Below are 18183 nucleotides of genomic sequence, written 5' to 3'. Positions count from 1 at the left end.
CGATGCGGGTCATCCGGCGCATGTTGCGCTACGCCATCAGCCCCGAGGAGACCGATCACCATGTCCGCCGAGACCCCGCCAGCGCCCACCACGGCGCGTCTGGACGGGCTCCCCGACGAGATCACCGCGCAGGAGATCGCTGGAGCCCGCGGCGTGTCCGTCGCCACTGTGCGGAACTGGATCATGAAGCTCCCCGGTTGGCCCGACTCGGTCGGAAAGCGCGGCAAGGCCGTTCTGTACCCCAACGCCGCCGTCGCCCAGGTACTGGCCGACAACGAAGCCGGCCGCATCGACACCAGCGGGCTCGGCGACGACCCCACCGAGCTGGTCACGCTGCCCACCATCGCCGAGCGCACGGGACTGCCCCAAGGGACCGTCAGCGCCTATCCCGCTCTCTACGGCCCCGACAGCAACGACCCCTTCCCCGCAGGCGACTCCCTGGGCCGCCGCCGGGTGGGCGACGTGGCGGCCTGGCTCTCCCGCCGCACGACCCTCGGAGGCATCCGCCCCGTGGCCGCCGCCCCCGGCAAGAGCACCACCCCGGCCGCCTCCAAGACCAAGATCACCGAAAGCGATATCGACATCAACGGCGTCCAGGAGGAGACCGGGCTCGGGCGCGAGGCCGCCAAGTCCCTCCTGCGCCGACCCGAGCTCGCCGCCATGTCCACCGGCAAGGTCGGGCGCAACCGGGTCTGGCCCCGCGCGGCGCTGCTCGCAGAGCTCAAGCAGCTGGGCTACACCGTCCTCAGCGAGAAGCCCGCCAGACTCACCGCCGCGGAACGTGCGAGGCTCAGCGAGCCGCGCAGCGCCAGCGAGCTCGCGGAGCACTACGGCGTCACCATCGGGGCCATCACCCACCGTCTGCAACGCGCACGCGACGCCGACGCTCAGGTGCCGGAGCCGGTGGACCCCACCGCGGCCGTCAAGAAGTACGACCCCGCCGAGTTCGACGGCTTCTGGAAGCGCTGAGCCCACCCGCGCCGAGGGCAGATGTGCCGATGCCCGGCACCAGGATCACCTGGTGCCGGGCATCGGCACATCCACACGCAGGGGGCCTCGCCGCAGCGGTTACGGCGGGTCCGCCGCGGTCCCGGCCGGAACGCCTGCCGCATCGACGGCGGCGACCACGGCCGCCCCGGTGCCGGTCGCGGCCTCCGCCGGCTCGGACGCCTGGTTCGGCACCCGCTCCGTCGCCGGATTCCTCTCTGCCTCCGCCTCCGCAGTCGCCAGCGCGCCACGCACGTCCGACAACGTCAGCCCCGTTAGCGCCGCGATCTGATCGCGCGGTTCACCCAGGCCGACCAGCATCCGCAGTGCGCGCCGCGCCGCCGCCTCCGGCTTCGCCGCAGCGGCCTCCGCCTCCGCGAGGATCTGCGCCGCCTTCGCTTGTGCCCGCGTCCGCAGCTCCTCCGCTCGCGTCGTCCCCTCGAACCAGTCGGCGAGCGCCGACTCGACCATCTGCTCGTGCGCCAGACGCAGGGCATCCCGTCGCGCCTTGGCTTCCTGTGCTGCCTTTAGCGCCGCCGACCGCGACGCGGAAATTCGTCCACTCATGCGCAGCACCATAACCGCAGAAGCCCAGGCAGAAAAGCCTCTCTGTCGCCTCCGGAGAAACGACGAGAAATGATGAGAGGTAATGAGAAGCGAGCTGCGAAAAAATCTTCGCAGCAGCTCAAGCAGGCCGCCTGAGCTGCGCATAGTCCAACAGGATCAAGCCAGCCAGACACCTCTTGCAGATATTCTGAGCATGGCCCGCTTCGCGGATATAAGCTGCTTCCATGACACGATCGGGAGCAGTGGAAAAGGCGGCGCGAATAGCGTCGTCCCCTCGCTGTATCCCGGCTGAATTGAACCGGTGGTGGTCGCGTTGATGACCATCCACAAGCTCACGTCGGGCACCGGCTACACCTACCTGACGCGGCAGGTCGCGGGCGGCGACGTGCAGCGCCAGCGAGGCCAGTCGGCCGCCGACTACTACACCGCCAAGGGCAACCCTCCCGGGATCTGGGTGGGCTCCGGCGCCCCGCTGCTGGACCTCACCGGGCAGACGGTCACCGAGGAGCAGATGACGCACCTCTACGGCCTGGGCCAGCACCCGGACGCGGCGCGGATCATCGCCGCGTACCTGGAGGCGAACGTCACCGCCGACATGGGCAAGGAGCAGCGGGAGAAGGTCGTCGCCGCCGCGGTGAAGTCCGCGACCCTGGGCCGGCCGTTCCCCGAGTACAAGGCCCTGGCGTCGTTCGAGTCCCGCGTTTCCGACCGGCTGGAGGCGCTGGAGAAGCAGGCGAACCGCACGCCGACCGCCGCGGAGGTCGGCAAGGTGAAGCGGGAGGAGTCCGCGCGCCAGCGCGCGGCCGTCGCCGGCTTCGACGTGGTGTTCGCGCCGGTGAAGTCCGCCGCCCTGGTGTGGGCGCTGGACGAGCGCGAGGAGGTCCGTGCGGCCGTGCGCCAGGCGCACGAAGCCGCCCGGGACGCCGCGCTGGAGCTCCTGGAGAAGCACGCCGCGTTCACCCGCACCGGCTCCACCGGGCAGGCCCAGATCGAGACGAAGGGCTTGATCGCCGCCCAGTTCGACCACTTCGACTCCCGTGCCGGCGACCCCAACCTGCACACCCACGTCGCCGTCTCCAGCAAGGTCATGGGCGTGGACGGGAAGTGGCGGGCGCTGGACGCTCGCGCCCTGTACGCCACCACGGTTGCCGCCAGCGAGTTCTACAACACCCGCTTCGAGACCGAGCTCACCGCCCGCCTCGGCGTCACCTTCGAGGCCCGCGAGACCCGCGGCAGGAAGCAGCCGGTGCGCGAGATCGCCGGTGTGCCGCCTGAGTTCATCACCCACTTCTCCGCGCGCCGCACCGAGATCGAAGCGCGCTACGAGCAGCTGCTGCGCACCTACCGCGCCGACCACGGCCGCGACCCGTCGAAGGCGGTCGCGCACAAGCTGGCGCGGCAGGCCAACCTGGACACCCGCGAGGGCAAGAAGACGGCCAGGTCGCTGGAGGAGATGCGCACCGACTGGACCCGCAGCCTCACCGAGGCGCACGGCGCCGACGCCGTTCAGCAGGTCATGGCCGCCGTCCCCACCCCCGCCCAGACCACCGAGCCCACCGCTGCCGTGGAGCACGATTTCGCTGCTCTCGCGGACCAGGTAATCGCCGCAGTGGGGGAGGAGCGGTCGGTGTGGACGGTGTGGAACGTCCGCGCCCAGGCCGAGCGCCTGGTGCGCGACCTGGCTCCCGCCGACCGCCGGCAGCACGACGCCTGGACCACGGCGGTCGTGGCCGCCGCGCTGGCCCCCCAGCGCAGCGTGCAGGTCACCGCACCCGCCCTGATCACCGAGCCGACCGAGCTCCAGCGCTCCGATGGCACCTCGGTCTTCGAGCAGCACGCCGGGCTCCGCTACACCTCCCAGGCCGTGCTGGACGCCGAACGACGCGTCGTCACCGCCGCCCTGACCCCCACCGCGGTCGGCCTGTCCGGACCCTTCGTCACCGCCGCAATCGACGGCTTCGAGAGCCGCGGAAAGACCCTGGACCAAGGGCAGCGCGCGCTGGTCACCGGCTTCGCCACCGACTCCCGCATGGTCGTTCTGGGCCTTGGCCCGGCAGGGTCTGGCAAGACCACCGCGATGCAGGCGTACGTCCACGTCGCCGCGCAGGCCGGACAGCGCGTCATCCCCCTGGGCACCTCCGCAGCCAGCGCCGCCGTACTGGCCAAGGACCTCGGCCGACCGGCCGAGAACCTGCACAAGTTCCTGTGGGAGTACACCGACGGCCCCGCCGCGAACGCACTCCAGAACGGCGGCCCGGTGCCCCGCAGCCGCGCCTCCTACGTGCTGCGCCCGGGGGACGTGGTGCTGGTGGACGAGTCAGGGATGGCCGGGACCGCCAACGTCGATGCCCTGGTGAAGTACGCCGCCGCCCGCGGCGCGGTCGTGCGCCTGCTCGGCGACTACCGCCAGCTCTCCTCGGTGGAAGCGGGCGGCATCCTGCGCCAGATCCACCACGAAGCCGGCGCCTACGAACTCACCGAACTGCACCGCTTCAACAACGCGGAGGAGGCCGCCGCCACCCTCAAGCTGCGCGTCGGCAACGGGTCCGGTCTGGACTTCTACGAGCGGAACGAGCGCATCGTCGGCGGGTCGCGGCAGGCGATGGTCGATGCCGCCTACCAGGGCTGGCGCACCGACATGCTGGCCGGGAAGACCACCCTGATCAGCACCGCCACCAACACCGACGTCACCGCCCTGTCCGCCCGCGCCCGCGAGGACCGCGTGACCGCCGGCCAGGTCGAGACCGACGGCGTCCTGCTGGCCGACGGCAACCGCGCCGGCCGCGGCGACTGGATCGTCACCCGCGACAACAACCGCAAGCTCACCACCACCCGCGGCCGGGACTTCGTCAAGAACGGCGACGCCTGGGAGGTCGTCAAGCGCCACAAGGACGGCTCGCTCAAGGTCCGGAACATGGACCACCGGGGCCGCCTGACCCTGCCCGCCGACTACGTCGCGGCCAACGTCCAGCTGCTCTACGCCTCCACCGTGATGCGCTCCCAGGGCGGCACCGTGGACACCGCCCACCCGCTGGTCACCGAGGACATGACCCGCGAACAGCTCTACGTCCAGCTCTCCCGCGCCCGCGAGAAGACCACCGTCTACACCGTCACCCACGAACTGCTCGCGTTCGACACCGACGAGCAGATGGACGCCACCCGCCACGACCCCGACACCTTCGCCGCCCGCGAAGTCCTCGAACGCGTCCTGGCCCGCGAAGGCGCCCAGCACTCGGCCACCGACACCATCGCCGAAGCCCAGGAAGAAGCGGTCTCGCTGGCCACCCTGGTCCCGCGCTACGACCACGCCACCGACACCCTCACCCGCCAGCACTACACCCAGCTCACCACCACCGTCCTCGGCCCCGACCTCGGCCAGACCATCACCCAGGACCCCGCCTTCTCCGCCGTCGCCCGCGCCCTGCGCACCGCCCAGGGCCACGGCTGGCAGCCGGAGCAACTGCTCGCCGCCGCCGCCCGCCAAGGCGACCTGACCGCCGCCGACTCACCCGCCCAGCTCCTGGCCTGGCGCATCAACCAGCACACCGAAGACCACCAGGCCCCCGCCCACCTGCACCAGCCCACTCCGGCCGACGCCGCCCGCTACGCCGCACTCCTGGGCCTGACCAGCACCGCCTTCAACCCCGAGACCGCCACCCGCACGCCGCAGCTGCTGCGCACCGTCGCCGCCTCCGGAACCACCACCGCCGGCAACCCCTACGTCTCCGCCGCCGACCTGGACCGCTACGCCGCCGCCGTCGCCGAACGCACCCACACCACCGCGGCGGCCGTCACCGCACACCGCGACTGGCCGCAGCTGGCCGCCGTCCTGGTCGCCGCACACCAGGCCGGCCACGACACCAACCTGCTCCTCGACACCGCCCACTCCCGCACCACCCGCAGCGACAACCCGGTGCACCACCTCGCCACCGAGACCACCGAACTCGCCGTCCAGCGCGGCATCCCCGCCACCGAGCACCGCGTCCCGGCAGCCCTGCGCCACCAGGCCGCCGCCCAGCACGCCCTGGGCGACCACCTCGCCGACCAGGCCCGCGCCGAAGCCGCCTGGCCCGCCCTGGCCGCGGCACTGCGCCGCGCCGAGACCGCCGGCCACCACCCCGGCCACCTGCTCCACCAGGCCGTCGAATCCCGCCCCATCGACGGCGCCGACAGCGTCAGCCTCCTCCTGGCCTGGCGCATCAACCGCTACCTCGCCACCGCCCCCACCCCCACCACCGACCAGCGCACCACCGACCGCCAGGCCGAGCAGTGGCGCACCCTGGCCTGGACCCTCAAGGCCGCAGAGAACAACGGCACCGACCTCACCCACACCCTCGCCAGCGCCTCCGCCGGCCAGCTCGACCAGCTGCTCCAGTACGCCCGCGCCCTCCAGGACGCCGGTGCCAGCGCGCGCCAGGACCTGCCCGGATGGGTGGCCGCGCCCCAGCACCACCCGGCCATGGACCCGGCCCACCGCACCTACCTGGACGACCGCGCCCAGCTGATCGCCGACCGCATGACCGCCCTGGCCGAGCGCGTCACCACCAACCGCCCCGACTGGAGCCAGAGCCTGGGCCAGGCCCCCGCAGACCCGGCCGCCCGCACCGTCTGGACCCAGCACCTGGCCACCATCGCCGCCTACCGCGACCAGTACCAGGTCACCGACAACAACCCCAAGCAGCCCGCCGGCCCCTACATCGAACAGGGCCGCAACGGGCACACCGCCTACTGGGCAGCAGCCGCCTCCGCCCTCGCGGCCCGCCAGCTCAGCCGCACCGGCACCGTGCCCACCAGCACCACGCCGACACCCGACACCACCGCCCGCGGCCAGCTCGCCGCCGACGTCTTCCAGACCCTCACCCCCGAGCAGCAGCAGGCCGTCATCAACGACATCGCCACCCGCACCGGCGCCACCTGGCTCCAGCACACCCCCGTCGCCGACAGCGCCGCCCTGCGCTTCGTCACCGTCGTGGACCCCCTGACCACCGTGATGACCGAACGCGGCCACCTCACCCCCGAGAGCCGCCCGGCCCCGGCCGAGAGCACCGCACCGAGCACCACCGAACCCAGTGCGGCAGCCGAGCCCAGCCTCGCCGACCGCCGCCGCGCAGGCCGCGCAGCCGAACGCGCCTCCCACCGCGAACAAGTCCAAGCCCGCAACGGCCGAGCCGTACGAAGCAACACCCCGAACCACCGCCAGACCCAGCCGCAGCAGCCAGCCCCGCGCACCGACAGGCGACCCGAGCAGCCACAGCAGTCCCCGACCCAGCAGCCTCCGCGCCAGCGCCCGGACCAACAGGGACCGCGCATCCGGTAGAGCAGAAGCATCAGCGCTTCGGCGACCGTCTGTGTTCGGACGACAGTCACACCTAGGCCAATTGCCTGGATGTTGCACCGGGATTCCGACGGTGCCCGGTCGGTGGTGACGCTAGTCGCGGTCACAGCTGGCAGCGGCGAGTTCAAGCACATCGGCGCGGCTAAGGCCCCCGAGCTGCTGGCTATCGTCGCCTATGACTGTCCCTTGGCCTGTTGCAGGGCGCGTGCGGCTGCACGAATGTCGATGGCAGCTTCGCGCAGGGCTACGGCCCCCTCCGTCAGGTTTCCCATCGTGGTCGCAGCCTTCATCAGCGTCCCTGCGTGATCTTCCAGTCCCCGAAGTTGGTATGCGGCGCCGGTGAGCTCCTCGATCGCATTGAGCGATACACCGAAGCCGTGGACGCGTGGGTCTGCGAGCTCGTCAAGTACCAGTTTCAGCAGGTTGGCCAGCTCCGGGGCTGACTTGCCGAACTCATCCAAGGCCGGCCGGACCCGGTCCAGAAGTTCTCCTTGGGCTGTTGCGATCATCTCTGCGAGACGTGACTCGGTGAGATCTCGTAGCCCCGCTAGAGCCTCTACCCCGTCCGCTTCGCGGTCTGACTTCCACCTCCGCAGTAATTCAAGCGGGTATCGTGCGGCCGTGCGCTGCCCATCCACCAGCGTGTGGTGCGGGATGCACAGCAGTAAGAGGTTGGAGAAGCCTTCCCGCTCACTTGCTGGGAGATTCGCATCGTAGCGGGGGCCGCCGGGGCTGAACGCCCGAATGTGGGCGATCTGGAAGTTGGTCATCGGTACCCCGTTGACGAACCGTACAGTCGGCTCACCGCAGCCGGGCCAGTAGCATCCCCCGCGTGCCAGCGTCATCAGCGCGACTATGGTCGCGCTGGAGTAGTACCGACGCTCTTTGGCCATGGAACCCTCCGAGTCTTCGTAATTGTCCTGGGCTGCAGAGGCGGCGGACCTACGGCGCGATCAGCTGGCTACATCAACGGGAGGGCGGGAATCGTGCAACGGTTGTGCTGCGATCAGTACCAAGCGACGTGGGGGTCAATGAATCCGTATCCCTGACGCATGTGGTCCAGTGCCTGTTCTAGGAGTGCACGCCGGGAAGCATCGTTCATGCTCGGCGAAGTATTGATGGTGATAGCGAACACGTTGAGCTGATGGCGGTCGGTTGTGCCTAGGGGTGTGAGGTCGAGCAGTTCTGACAAGTTCAGGCTGGGCGGCGCCCCAGAGTGATCCTTCTCAGCCTTGATACGTAGTTCGACGGTGGGCACGGCTGCCCAAGGCGGTGTGGACTGGCTGGTAAGTACTGCTGCTGGAAGAGTTTCCGCGGCTGTCGTCCACGCGCTGAAGAGGACTTCTTTGATCTCTTCGAGGGTGAGGCGAGTGAACTGATGGCGCTTGGAGGATCTGTGAAGAGCTTTACTCCATGTCCCCGCGTCTTCAAGTCTTACCTCGGCACAAGTGATGACGGTCGAATGCCGGGCCGTAATCATAACTTCGGCGCTCAGGGCGGGTGGGCTGTCGGGCATGGAAACCTGGCAGACATAGTTGGCGCTATTTAGATCATTACCGTTCGAACCCCTAGTCCAGGTTCGGGCAGGCAGGTCTGCGCCCCGCCGTTGAGACAGTATGGTCAGCGCTTGCGCGATATGACTGAAAGAGAGCTTTTCAATCAGTTCCTGCCGACGTTCTGGAGAGATCACAAAGTGATTAGAATCGGCGAAGGGGAACGTTGCCAGGACCCGGATACGGAGGTCAGGAGCGGGTGCAACTGTCCAGTTTTCGGCGTTGCGTGTCTGATTGAAGTCCATCGCCGGTGCAGGATCCCAGCGCCAAGGTTGACGGGAACTGGCGCGACTCAACTGGCCCGCTCCCCAAGTACCTCCGTCCAACTGGATGCAGTCGCTCTCCTCCACGACGATGCGGTCCTTGAGGTTTGAGCAAGTTGCAGCGGAAGGCAGTCCTATCAATGAGACTCCGTTGCCCTCGTGCGTTCCCCCGCCAGCCGTCTGGAGCGCGCCTAGAACAGAGCCCGGCATCGCGACGGCAGCCCCGTTTGGCCTGGCGCAGATCACCATCGGGTCGGTCGACCATGAGCGCTCGAAGTGCTGGACGAAGACAGCCCCACTCGGCTGCACGTCGCTACACGGCAGGCCCAAGACAGACGGCGTTAGTGCATTGAAGAGCTCGGTGAAAGCGTGTTGCTGGCTGGGCTCCCCACCCCCGACCATGAAATGAGGGCGGTGAGGTGGATTGTCGAATGACGATCTTCGGGGCTGCCATCTCAGTGTCGGCTCTGAGCGGATGCCGTGGCCGTCGTCGGATGAGCGGCTCGCCGAGCCAAACCCGTCTTGCTTGTCGCGCTCTGGAGCGGCTGCCTGACCTGGGAGAAGGCGAGACTCGTTGAGGAGGCGAATCAGCCGATCGTAGGCATCGAAGAAGGCGTCGCGTAGATCGTAGAGTCGTTTTTCCTCTTCCCCTCCGCGAAGGGGCTCGCGGATCACCAAGGTTGCAGCATCCTGGATTTGCGATGGCGATGGGTGCTCCTCCTTCGTGTTCTCGATTCTGTCGACTACCAACAGAAGAAGCATCGAGCGGCGGAGCTGTAGAGCACTTTCCCGGCAAGCTATCTCGGCTTTGTGTAGCTCTGGGTCGACAAACCAGATCTGGTCAGTGTCCAGGGCGTCGGCTGCTTCGAGGTAGAGCCTGTTGATATGACCGCTGACGACGAAGAGGCCCTGAGTGCGCAGCGTCCTGAGCCAACTTGCTTGAGGCGGAAGCACATCGGTGATGCGAGTTGCCTTGGCTCGGTCTCCTGGGTGCGCCGAAGGGGTGTGCAGATGGGGCGTTGGCGCGGCGGCCCCAGCCGCGAAGAACTTGTCAATCTGTACAGCGGTCGCTAGCAGCCCGATGTTGGGGATGGATTGCCCGGCCTGGGTTAGCGAGTCTCCTGGCCGGGCTTGGAAGGGCTGCCGAAGTGGACTCCGCCTTGGATGTTGGCCACCCCGGCAGCGAAGCTGTTGTCTCCGGCGCTCACAGTGCTGTTGCCGGCGACGGCGAGTCCGTAGGCCCCGGCGGCAGCAGACCCGGCCTGCTGTTTGGCTTCGTCCAGCCGAGCGATGGCCTGCTCCAGTTCTTCAGCGAAGGATGGATCGCTGTGGACAGCGGCGGTGACGGCCTCGTTAACGCGGCGGACGGTCACTACGCTCGGCTCTTCCTGCCCGGCTTCTGCTTCCTCGCTGAGACGCTCAAGTTCGGAGTTGCCGTTGAGCTTGCGTGCGATGACGGCATGCACGCGGTCCGCTGCCGCTTCCAGAGCGAAGTCGACCTCCTCGTCTGCCCGCCCACCGACCTTCCGCGCCTTCCTCCATGTCCAGGCAACCAGACAACCGACTGCAACCTCGATCACCGCGAGCACCTTTCGACTCAGCGGGAACGCAAGCAGCCACCCGCCCTTGAGCTAGAAAACCACAAGTGCGGACGCTCGATCAGCAGTATCCGGGAAGCTATGGTCCCAACCGGGTACTTCCACGGTGGGGCGAAGATCATGGTGAATCACCAGGGCAGCAGGTAGGGCGCCCGACTGCTGCCTTTCTCGTCCAACCACTGCTTACGGCCGCTTGACGCGCCCCGTGCCACAGTGCAAGGGCCGGGCTCTACCGGAGCCCGGACCAGACACTTCCCCCGTAGGGGATAGCCGCATTCAGCCTCGGCACGCTGCCAGCTCTGCAAGGCTGGACTGATGGCGACCGCATCAGCGCATCCCCGTCAGGCCGTTGGCGCAGCAGTCATGTGCCTGGACTCGCTCAGCCACAACAAACTGACGGCGCTGGCCCCTTCGCTTGGCCTTCCCATGCCGCCAGAGGTCCAAGGAGTTAACAAGATCCAGCGTCTGGCCGCCTGCTTGGCCGCTATCCGGGATGATCAGCTCCTCGCAGTTGCCCGCAACTTACTCCGAGCTGGTCTCGGAGAAGTTGGGCTGGCAGAGCTCTTCGCGCTGGAGGACGCCGTCTGGTCCACCGAGCCAGTGGTGGGCATAACAGCCAAGATCCGGCGCGACGTAGCCGACGCAATCAACCTCTACGACCTCGCCCGCCATCGAGATCGCTTCGAACGGCTGCTGAATCAGTTCTGGGTACTGGATGACGACCCCATGGAAGGCTGGGTCAGCCGGTCGGTGAACAGCCGCAGGGGCCGCTTGCAGCAGTGGGTCTTCGACAACCGCGACTGGTCCACCCGGGACCTCTTCGATGACCTTGGGGCTTTCGATGCTCCGCCAGCGCGCTTCGAACGCTTCCTGGCTGCGTTGGTCGATCCGTCTTCACTCCCCGACGAAGCTGCACAGTTGAGGGTCGTGGAGGCCGTCAACGGCGTACTCACCGGGGCCGGAGGCCGCCTGGATCAAGTGGGCGAAAAGGATGGATACCCCTACTTTCACCTCGTCAGCACGGGCCCGAATGCGGGGCGCCGGCCCAAAACCTTGATCTTCGCATCAATGGAGAAGCCGGACATCCGGCTCGTCAGCGTGGTGGACAACGACGTCGAAGTCCTCCAGGGCTCGGACAAGCTGCTTGTCTACGACCGGATCGTGGGCAGAGACGGTCTGCGTTGGAAGGATCTCCTCGTCTGGTGGTCAGAGATCACAGGGGCGAAGGACGAGAAGACGGCTGCACAGGCACTTCATCGTCGCCTGCTGGCATCAATGCCTACCGACGAAAGGTCTCCGCAGCGGCAGGTGTACCGCAGCTTCCAAGCGATCTTCGAACCTCAAGGGCAGAACCACCCCGCTCTGCTGCCCGAGGTATGGCTCCACTGGGACCATCAGACCGTCAAGCAGCGCGGCGTACACGCCCTGCTGAACCACCGCATGGACTACCTGCTACTCATGCCGCATGGCCATCGGATCGTCATCGAGATCGACGGACCGCGCCACTACGCGACCGACCAGGCATACGCGGACACCGTACGTGGGGACCGCGAACTCAAGCTCCGCGGCTACGACGTGTACCGCCTGTCCTACACAGAACTGCACCCGCGCAAGCTCGCCCAGGTCGTGACCCAGTTCTTCGCTCAGCTTTTCGACCACTACGACGCAGGAAGCCCGAGCAGCCGGCCACTCGGGCAGGGATGAGCCGGGCAACGCGTCTCCGGGCCGCCCGGCAGCCGCTGGCTCGTCAACGCACCAGGTGGACTACGGCTTGCGCCGCCTCAGGACAAGCCTGATCTCCAGATCCACCGTGGCCCTGTTGATGATCCCGATGAGATACAGAATCCCCACAATCGTGGCGAACACTTCCATTGATTGCTCCTCCTAGTCCCAGCGCCCGCACGGTGCGGAGGGGAGGCCACGTGAGCGACGCCTTCCAGCAGGATCACGGGGAGCAAATGTGCGGTATATACAAGTCTGCCACCCCTCGTGACCTCTGCAAGGCGACCAAGGACTTGGTAGCGCTTTGAAGTCTGGGCGCACGGTGCGGTGGCCGGATGCTCCCCGATGTCGCCGCCCCTTGCCGATCCTGCGTCCGTGCGAACAGCGGGTTCAGGTGGTCGGCTCCGATCACGCTCCGTGATGATCTTGGAGGGTGAATCTCTCGCTTGCGGGGTGCCGAACCCGCTCGCCCTGGGCGCAAGGCGGTGGGAGAATCTGGTGCTGGCGGGGGAGAGGTGTGAGCCTTGGGTTCCCGAGGCGCGTGCCTCCCGCTTGCGGGCGCCTACTAGCTAGGGGCTTGCGCCGCCGGTACAGATTCAGTACACATGGCGATGAGCAATGATGAGTACCAGCGAGAAGCGCTGAGAAGCATTTTCGCTGGTCAGCCGCATAGGGGCCACGTTTTCGCAGGTCAGGGGCACGGGCGCTCCGTCCTCGTAATGCGTAGGTCTCGGGTTCGAATCCCGAAGGCGGCTCACCCCAAAGCCCCGGTCGGACCACTCCGACCGGGGCTTTCGTGGCTGTCGGTCCGTCGTCGCTCCGTCCTGTTGGCGGTGGAATCCCTAGACTGACTGTGCGGTGTGTCCAGGGCGTGCGCGGAGAGCGGAGGTGTGCGGTGACTGTCACAGAGGATCGGCCGCAGATGCTGGCGGAGGAGTTCGAACGCATTGCCGCTGCCGCTGAGCGTGAGGGCGTTCGGCTGGAGTTCGTCCACGGGAAGCTGGGGGTCAAGGCCGTGCCGGACGGGGATCATGATGAGATCGTCCGCTGGGTGATGGAACACTGTATGCAACAGCGTCCGGACCTGTGGCTCTATCCGGAACGTGGTCTGAAGGTCGAGACCTGTCGAAAAGGCCATGCGAAACCTGACGGGGCACTGGCACCCAAGGGAAGCTTTGCCGGGCAGGGGGAGTGGGCGAACGCTGACCGGGTGCAGATGGTGGTCGAGGTGACGTCCTACGACACCGACACCGACAGGCGCGACCGGGATGAGAAGCCGCGCGCCTATGCGGAGACCGGCATCCCGGTGTACCTGCTGATCGACCGGGATTCCGGCGAGTCCCTGGTGTACAGCGAGCCCGAGGACGGCGCGTACACAACGCTCACGCGACGTCCGTTCGGGAAGACCGTCGAACTGCCCGGTCCGGTCGGGATCACTCTGGACACCGAACCGTTGAAGGATTGGGTTCGCTGACGACGAAGGCTGCCGCGAGGGACTTTCGTAGGCCGGACGGGCTATCAGCTGCGTTCTCGCGCTCTCGCGCGGAGTTGCTGAACTGGACGGCGGAGCGGCCCCGTTGGGGCGAGTGCGTCCGTCGCAGGCGATGATGTGAGGGGCCCCGACCCAGGGTCCCCAGCAGCCGTCGTCCGGAAGGCCCGCCAGTTCATGACGAACGAGTCCATCGCACCAAGCGACGCCGAAGCCGTGCCCGAGTTCCGGCTCCGGCTGCTCGCGGACGGCCCCTACGCGCGGGGGCGGCTGCTGGCGGAGATGGGCACCAACGGCAGTCCGAAGTTCCTGGTGCTCGCCGGCTCTCCGGTGCGTGCCGAGGCGGTGCCTAGCTTCGCGGAGCACGTGGCCTCGGCCCACCGGCTGCGTGAGGCCAGGATCGCGGATGGGACCCTGATGCCGTCCGAGCGGTGGCCGGGGTACCTGGAGGCGGCGCGGGACATCGAGTGCAACTCGCCCTCCGGTGCGGCGGCGGTGTGCCTGGGGCTGAGTGCCAACGGGCGCACCGACTGGAAGACCGCGGACGGTCGGCCGGTCGGGGACTTCATCGCCTCGAACGGTTCGGACGAGAGCACCACTCTGCGTCGCACCAGCCAACTCGTCCTTGGTCTGTTCGAGCTGTTGTCCGAGCATCCTGAGGGCCTGCACTACAAGGAAGCGGGCGACGCCCTGCAGGAGCGGTTGCCGCCGACGTCGTATGAACGGACCAGCGGAACCGCGGACGGTCGCTCGCGCTATCAGGTGAGCCTCGGCTTCAAGACCAGCGGTCCGGTCAAGTACGGGTGGATGAACAAGAACAACGGGATCTGGAGCCTCACCCCGGCCGGGAAGGAGACACTGGAACGCTTCCGGGACGATCCGGACGCCTACAGTGCCGAGGCGGACCGCCTATGGAAGGTCTGGCAGACGAGCCGCACCTCCGCCGAACGGCGCGCCTGGCTGGTGCGCGCGCCGAAGGCGGACGGCAGTGATCTGGTCCAGGGACTGTGGCTGTCCGAAGGGCTTGTCTCCATGTCGGCGGTCAGGCTGCGCCGGGACGGCGTTGCGGCGGGGGCAACTCGGGAGGCGCTGCGGCACATCGTCGCAGTGGACTTCGAGGCCATCGTCGGCTACAGCGAGCAGGACAGGCTCATGGAGCAGTTCTTCGCGTTCCTCACCCGGATGCAGCAGGGTGACATGGTCTGCACCCTCAGCGCCGGCAGGCTGTTCGTCGGCGAGATCACCGGGCCGCCACTGCGCCTTCCGACCACTGCCGATCAGAGCTCCGGCCTGCGGCGGCAGGTGTCCTGGGAACCGACGGGCTATGGCTCCGAGCTGCTTCCCGAGGCCCTGCGCCAGCTGCTGTCGACGCAGGACGATCTCGTCGAGCTCACGGCGGCGATCGAGGAGCTTGCCTCCCTGGGCGGCGACCTCAGCCGCGACGAGCTCAACGAATCGATGCTCGAAGAGCTGGAGCAGGACCCGCTGGTCGAGGTGCCCACGACGCCGGTCCGCCGGGAGCTGCGGCTTCCCGATGCGGACGTGGAGCTGCGTGACCGGCTCCTCGTCCACGATGTGGCATGGCTCCAGGAGGTGCGCAACCTCTTGGAGGACGAGCGCCAGATTGTCTTCTACGGCCCGCCCGGTACCGGGAAGACCTTCCTCGCACTGGCGCTGGCCGAGTTCCTGGGCGGGGGGCCGGAGCAGGTGAAACTGGTTCAGTTCCATCCGGCCTACTCCTACGAGGACTTCTTCGAGGGCTTCCGCCCGCGTGAGGACCCGCAGACCCGCGAGGTCGCCTTCCGGCTCACCCCGGGGCCGCTGCGCGAGCTCGCCGACCGCGCCAGGAAGCCGGAGAACCGGCACCTGCCCTTCTTCCTGGTCATCGACGAACTCAACCGGGCCAACCTGGCGAAGGTCTTCGGGGAGCTCTACTTCCTCCTCGAATACCGGGACCGGTCGGTGCGTCTGACGTACTCGTCCAGGGACTTCTCGCTGCCCCCAAATCTCTTCGTCATCGGAACCATGAACACCGCCGACCGGTCCATCGCCCTGGTGGACTCCGCCATGCGCCGCCGGTTCGCCTTCGTCGAGCTCTCCCCGAAGACGGAGCCGACCAGCGGGCTACTGCGCCGCTGGCTCGCCGCCCACGACCAGGACAGCGAGCCCGCCGATCTCCTGGACGAGCTGAACTCCAGGATCAGCGACCCGGACTTCAAGATCGGCCCCTCCTACCTGATGAAGAAGGGTGTCTACCGCGATCAGGACAGCCTCAGCCGCACCTGGCGGACCAAGATCCTGCCGCTGCTCGAAGAACACCACTACGGGGAGGACTTCGGCGTCGAACCGAACTACGGCCTCGACACCCTGCGCCGCTCCCTCAGGCAGTCCCGCCCCGACGCATGAGTCTCGACATCGAACTGCGCGAACACGCGCAGCCCACCCAGTGGCCGCTCGCACCTGCCGTCGGGCAGGCGCTTGCCGCCTCACGGATCGTGGAAGCGGTCCCTGACCCCTTCATGCCCGACCTGTGGCGGTTGAAGGCGTCCTCGAAGGTGGGTTCCGTGACGGTCTCCGTCCGCGGGTACGACCCGGTGCGACTACGCATCATCCCCAAGGTGCCGATCGCCCGGCTCTTCTTCCTGCTCGGCTACGCGCTCAACCCCAAGGGGTGGCGCGACGACCCCACGGACGCGGCAGCGCACCACGAGCTGCTGCCCGCCCTCGCGCACTCCTTCGAACGGCAGACCGAGCGTGCCCTGCGGCAGGGGCTGCTGCAGGGCTACCGAAGGGCCGAGGAGACCGCGCTGGTCCTGCGGGGCCGCATCCGGGAAGCGGAGCAGATCCGGCGCCGATTCGGCTCAAGCCTTCCGGTCGAGATCGCCTTCGACGAGTTCACCACCGACATCGCCGAGAACCAGCTCCTCAAAGCGGCGGCCGAGCGCCTGCTCCGACTGGACGGCGTACCGGAACCCGTGCGGCGCAGACTGCTGCGTCACCGGGCGAGTCTCATCGACATCACCGCCCCCGTACGCGGCGACCGACTGCCCGGGTGGCGCCCCTCCCGCCTCAACGTCCGCTACCAGCCAGCCCTGGGGTTGGCCGAGTTGATCCTGCGCGGCAGTTCCGTGGAGCATCCGGCGGGCGCGGTCCGCATCGAGGGCTTCCTGTTCGACATGAACCGTGTCTTCGAGGACTTCGTCTGCGTCGCGCTGCGCGAAGCCCTCCCCGTCGGCGGCTCCGTCGAACTGCAGGCACACGGCATCCACCTGGACGACGGCCGAGCCGTCCGCATGAAGCCCGACCTGGTCTGGTTCGACGGCACCCGGCATCCACTGGCCGTCGTCGACGCGAAGTACAAGGCCGAGAAGCCCGAGGGCTTCCCCGACGCCGACCTCTACCAGCTGCTCGCCTACTGCACCGCCCTCGGCCTGCGCGAGGGCCACCTCGTGTATGCCAAGGGCAACGCCGAACATGGGGCCCACGACGTGCGCAACGCCGGCATCCGCATCCACCAGCACACCCTCGACCTGGACCAGCAGCCGCAGCTGCTTCTGGCCGAGATCAACGAGATCGCACGACGGATTCCCGAAGGCGGCTCGCCCGAAAGTCCCGGTCACTTCAGCGATGTTGCCGGCCCCACCTGCAGATAGGTGTTGCTGTCGATGACCTCGCCGACGTGAAGGGCCGGTCTGCAGTGCCCGGGGTTCCCCGGGGAGATACGGCAGGCGGGGTCGGCCGCACCGGCTGTGCGGGCGATCTCCATCCGCTCCAGCAGCAGTCCGGTCTTCGGGTCGATCACCAGGCGCTCCGTCACATCGCCGGTCGGGAACGCGACCGCGGTCCCGGTACGGCCGACGCTGTCCTTCGCCGGGCCCTCCAACTGCACCCGGGGCAGCTGGGCCAGGACCCGGTAGAGCGCGGCACGCAGCGCCGGTTCGGCGGGCGACTCACCCAGCAGCAGGGCTATCTGTCCGAAGGCCCGGCCCGAGCCGTCCGCCGCCAGAAGTTTCCGCAGCGCGTCTGTGTCGGTGGGCAGCCGGTCGAGGCCCTCCCAGTCGACGGAGGACGGTCCGACGCCCCAGGTCGCGGTGAACTGCTTCCGGTGCTCCGAGCCATTGACGATGAAGTAGGCACCGGCACGGCCCAGCCACTCGGTGTAGGTCACGGGGGCGGCGCCCGCATGGGTCTGGGCGACCACCATTCTCCAGTACGGTGCCGCGGACGGCGGCTCGGCGCCCTGGACCTGGGCGACGCCGTCCAGGAAAACGGCGGCGTCGGCCGCATCCCCGATGCTCTGAGTGGCCCTGACCGGGGTGGGGACAGCGCTCGTCCTCCCGGCCTGCGGGCCATCGACCAGGACTGAGGCCAGAAGACCCGCGGTGATCGCCGCCGCTGCGGCCGCGGGCAGGACCAGACGCCGTTTGCCGCGTCGTGTCCTCGCGGCTGCGAGTCGGTCGACCGATGCCTGTGCCTGCGCCCCACGTACGGCGTCGGCGGCGGCGGCCTGCAGCGAGGCGAGCAGTTCCGGTCTCAGCGGCGCCACCTCTCCGGCTGCGGCAACCTCCGCCATTCCCGGAACGTTCATCAATTCCTGCCCGTTCATGCCAGCTCTCCCCTTGTGTTCCAGCCTTCAACGGCACCGCAGGCCGGGCCGGCTCCTCGAACA

11 protein-coding genes are annotated in these 18183 nt (G+C 68.1%); 6 read left to right on the top strand and 5 right to left on the bottom strand.

Annotated features, from left to right (window positions below; genetic code table 11):
- Positions 1-60 precede the first annotated feature (60 nt).
- Complete coding sequence (locus ABUW04_RS31875) at positions 61-969, top strand: hypothetical protein (RefSeq protein ID WP_380567954.1); 909 nt, start codon at positions 61-63, stop codon at positions 967-969.
- Positions 970-1068: 99 nt separating this feature from the next.
- Here ABUW04_RS31875 and ABUW04_RS31870 read toward each other — a convergent pair whose 3' ends face one another.
- Positions 1069-1554: a hypothetical protein gene (locus ABUW04_RS31870; protein WP_380567953.1), complete on the bottom strand. Its 486-nt coding sequence runs from the start codon at positions 1552-1554 to the stop codon at positions 1069-1071.
- Between the two features lie 316 nt (positions 1555-1870).
- On the opposite strand from ABUW04_RS31870, the gene mobF reads away from it, so the two are divergent.
- Entirely contained in the window at positions 1871-6871 is a 5001-nt protein-coding gene (gene mobF, locus ABUW04_RS31865) for a MobF family relaxase (RefSeq protein WP_380567952.1), read from the top strand.
- Positions 6872-7062: 191 nt separating this feature from the next.
- Here mobF and ABUW04_RS31860 read toward each other — a convergent pair whose 3' ends face one another.
- The 3 genes from ABUW04_RS31860 to ABUW04_RS31850 all read right to left on the bottom strand — a co-directional run bounded on the left by ABUW04_RS31860 (position 7063) and on the right by ABUW04_RS31850 (position 10285).
- Positions 7063-7782, bottom strand: a complete 720-nt coding sequence (locus tag ABUW04_RS31860) for a hypothetical protein (protein WP_380567951.1) — start codon at positions 7780-7782, stop codon at positions 7063-7065.
- Positions 7783-7895: 113 nt separating this feature from the next.
- A complete protein-coding gene (locus ABUW04_RS31855; protein ID WP_380567950.1) occupies positions 7896-9659 on the bottom strand; it encodes a hypothetical protein in 1764 nt (587 codons plus the stop codon).
- A 155-nt stretch (positions 9660-9814) separates the two neighbouring features.
- Positions 9815-10285 carry a hypothetical protein gene (locus tag ABUW04_RS31850; protein ID WP_380567949.1) on the bottom strand — a complete coding sequence of 157 codons (471 nt, stop codon included), beginning with the start codon at positions 10283-10285 and terminating at the stop codon, positions 9815-9817.
- Positions 10286-10618: 333 nt separating this feature from the next.
- Between ABUW04_RS31850 and ABUW04_RS31845 the strand changes: the two genes are divergently transcribed.
- The 4 genes from ABUW04_RS31845 to ABUW04_RS31830 all read left to right on the top strand — a co-directional run bounded on the left by ABUW04_RS31845 (position 10619) and on the right by ABUW04_RS31830 (position 17167).
- Positions 10619-12007, top strand: a complete 1389-nt coding sequence (locus ABUW04_RS31845; RefSeq protein WP_380567948.1) for an AbiJ-related protein — start codon at positions 10619-10621, stop codon at positions 12005-12007.
- A gap of 940 nt (positions 12008-12947) precedes the next feature.
- On the top strand, positions 12948-13499 hold the full coding sequence (locus tag ABUW04_RS31840; protein WP_380567947.1) for a Uma2 family endonuclease: 552 nt from the start codon (positions 12948-12950) through the stop codon (positions 13497-13499).
- Between the two features lie 192 nt (positions 13500-13691).
- The gene (locus ABUW04_RS31835; RefSeq protein ID WP_380567946.1) at positions 13692-15920 is read left to right on the top strand and encodes a DUF4357 domain-containing protein; all 2229 of its coding nucleotides are present in this window, start codon (positions 13692-13694) and stop codon (positions 15918-15920) included.
- Positions 15917-17167 (top strand): McrC family protein, encoded by a 1251-nt coding sequence (locus ABUW04_RS31830; protein ID WP_380567945.1) that lies wholly within the window; start codon positions 15917-15919, stop codon positions 17165-17167. Before ABUW04_RS31835 ends, ABUW04_RS31830 begins: the two co-directional genes overlap by 4 nt.
- On the opposite strand, the gene ABUW04_RS31825 is transcribed toward ABUW04_RS31830, so the two are convergent.
- Positions 17131-18120 carry a CU044_5270 family protein gene (locus tag ABUW04_RS31825; protein ID WP_380567944.1) on the bottom strand — a complete coding sequence of 330 codons (990 nt, stop codon included), beginning with the start codon at positions 18118-18120 and terminating at the stop codon, positions 17131-17133. The two genes, ABUW04_RS31830 and ABUW04_RS31825, sit on opposite strands and share 37 nt — an antisense overlap.
- Between the last annotated feature and the right edge of the window lie 63 nt (positions 18121-18183).

The sequence above is a fragment of the Streptacidiphilus jeojiensis genome (genome assembly GCF_042510965.1).
Taxonomy (GTDB): domain Bacteria; phylum Actinomycetota; class Actinomycetes; order Streptomycetales; family Streptomycetaceae; genus Streptacidiphilus; species Streptacidiphilus jeojiensis.
The sequence above is the reverse complement of the archived record's forward strand: the minus strand, read 5'-3'. Positions and strand labels throughout refer to the sequence as shown.

What these genes read in the sequence shown, in the direction of transcription:
- ABUW04_RS31875 (WP_380567954.1), top strand. Translation starts at nt 61, where the DNA reads ATGTCCGCCGAGACCCCGCCAGCGCCCACCACGGCGCGTCTGGACGGG.
- ABUW04_RS31870 (WP_380567953.1), bottom strand. Translation starts at nt 1,554, where the DNA reads ATGAGTGGACGAATTTCCGCGTCGCGGTCGGCGGCGCTAAAGGCAGCA.
- mobF (WP_380567952.1), top strand. Translation starts at nt 1,871, where the DNA reads ATGACCATCCACAAGCTCACGTCGGGCACCGGCTACACCTACCTGACG.
- ABUW04_RS31860 (WP_380567951.1), bottom strand. Translation starts at nt 7,782, where the DNA reads ATGGCCAAAGAGCGTCGGTACTACTCCAGCGCGACCATAGTCGCGCTG.
- ABUW04_RS31845 (WP_380567948.1), top strand. Translation starts at nt 10,619, where the DNA reads ATGGCGACCGCATCAGCGCATCCCCGTCAGGCCGTTGGCGCAGCAGTC.
- ABUW04_RS31840 (WP_380567947.1), top strand. Translation starts at nt 12,948, where the DNA reads ATGCTGGCGGAGGAGTTCGAACGCATTGCCGCTGCCGCTGAGCGTGAG.
- ABUW04_RS31835 (WP_380567946.1), top strand. Translation starts at nt 13,692, where the DNA reads ATGACGAACGAGTCCATCGCACCAAGCGACGCCGAAGCCGTGCCCGAG.
- ABUW04_RS31830 (WP_380567945.1), top strand. Translation starts at nt 15,917, where the DNA reads ATGAGTCTCGACATCGAACTGCGCGAACACGCGCAGCCCACCCAGTGG.
- ABUW04_RS31825 (WP_380567944.1), bottom strand. Translation starts at nt 18,120, where the DNA reads ATGAACGGGCAGGAATTGATGAACGTTCCGGGAATGGCGGAGGTTGCC.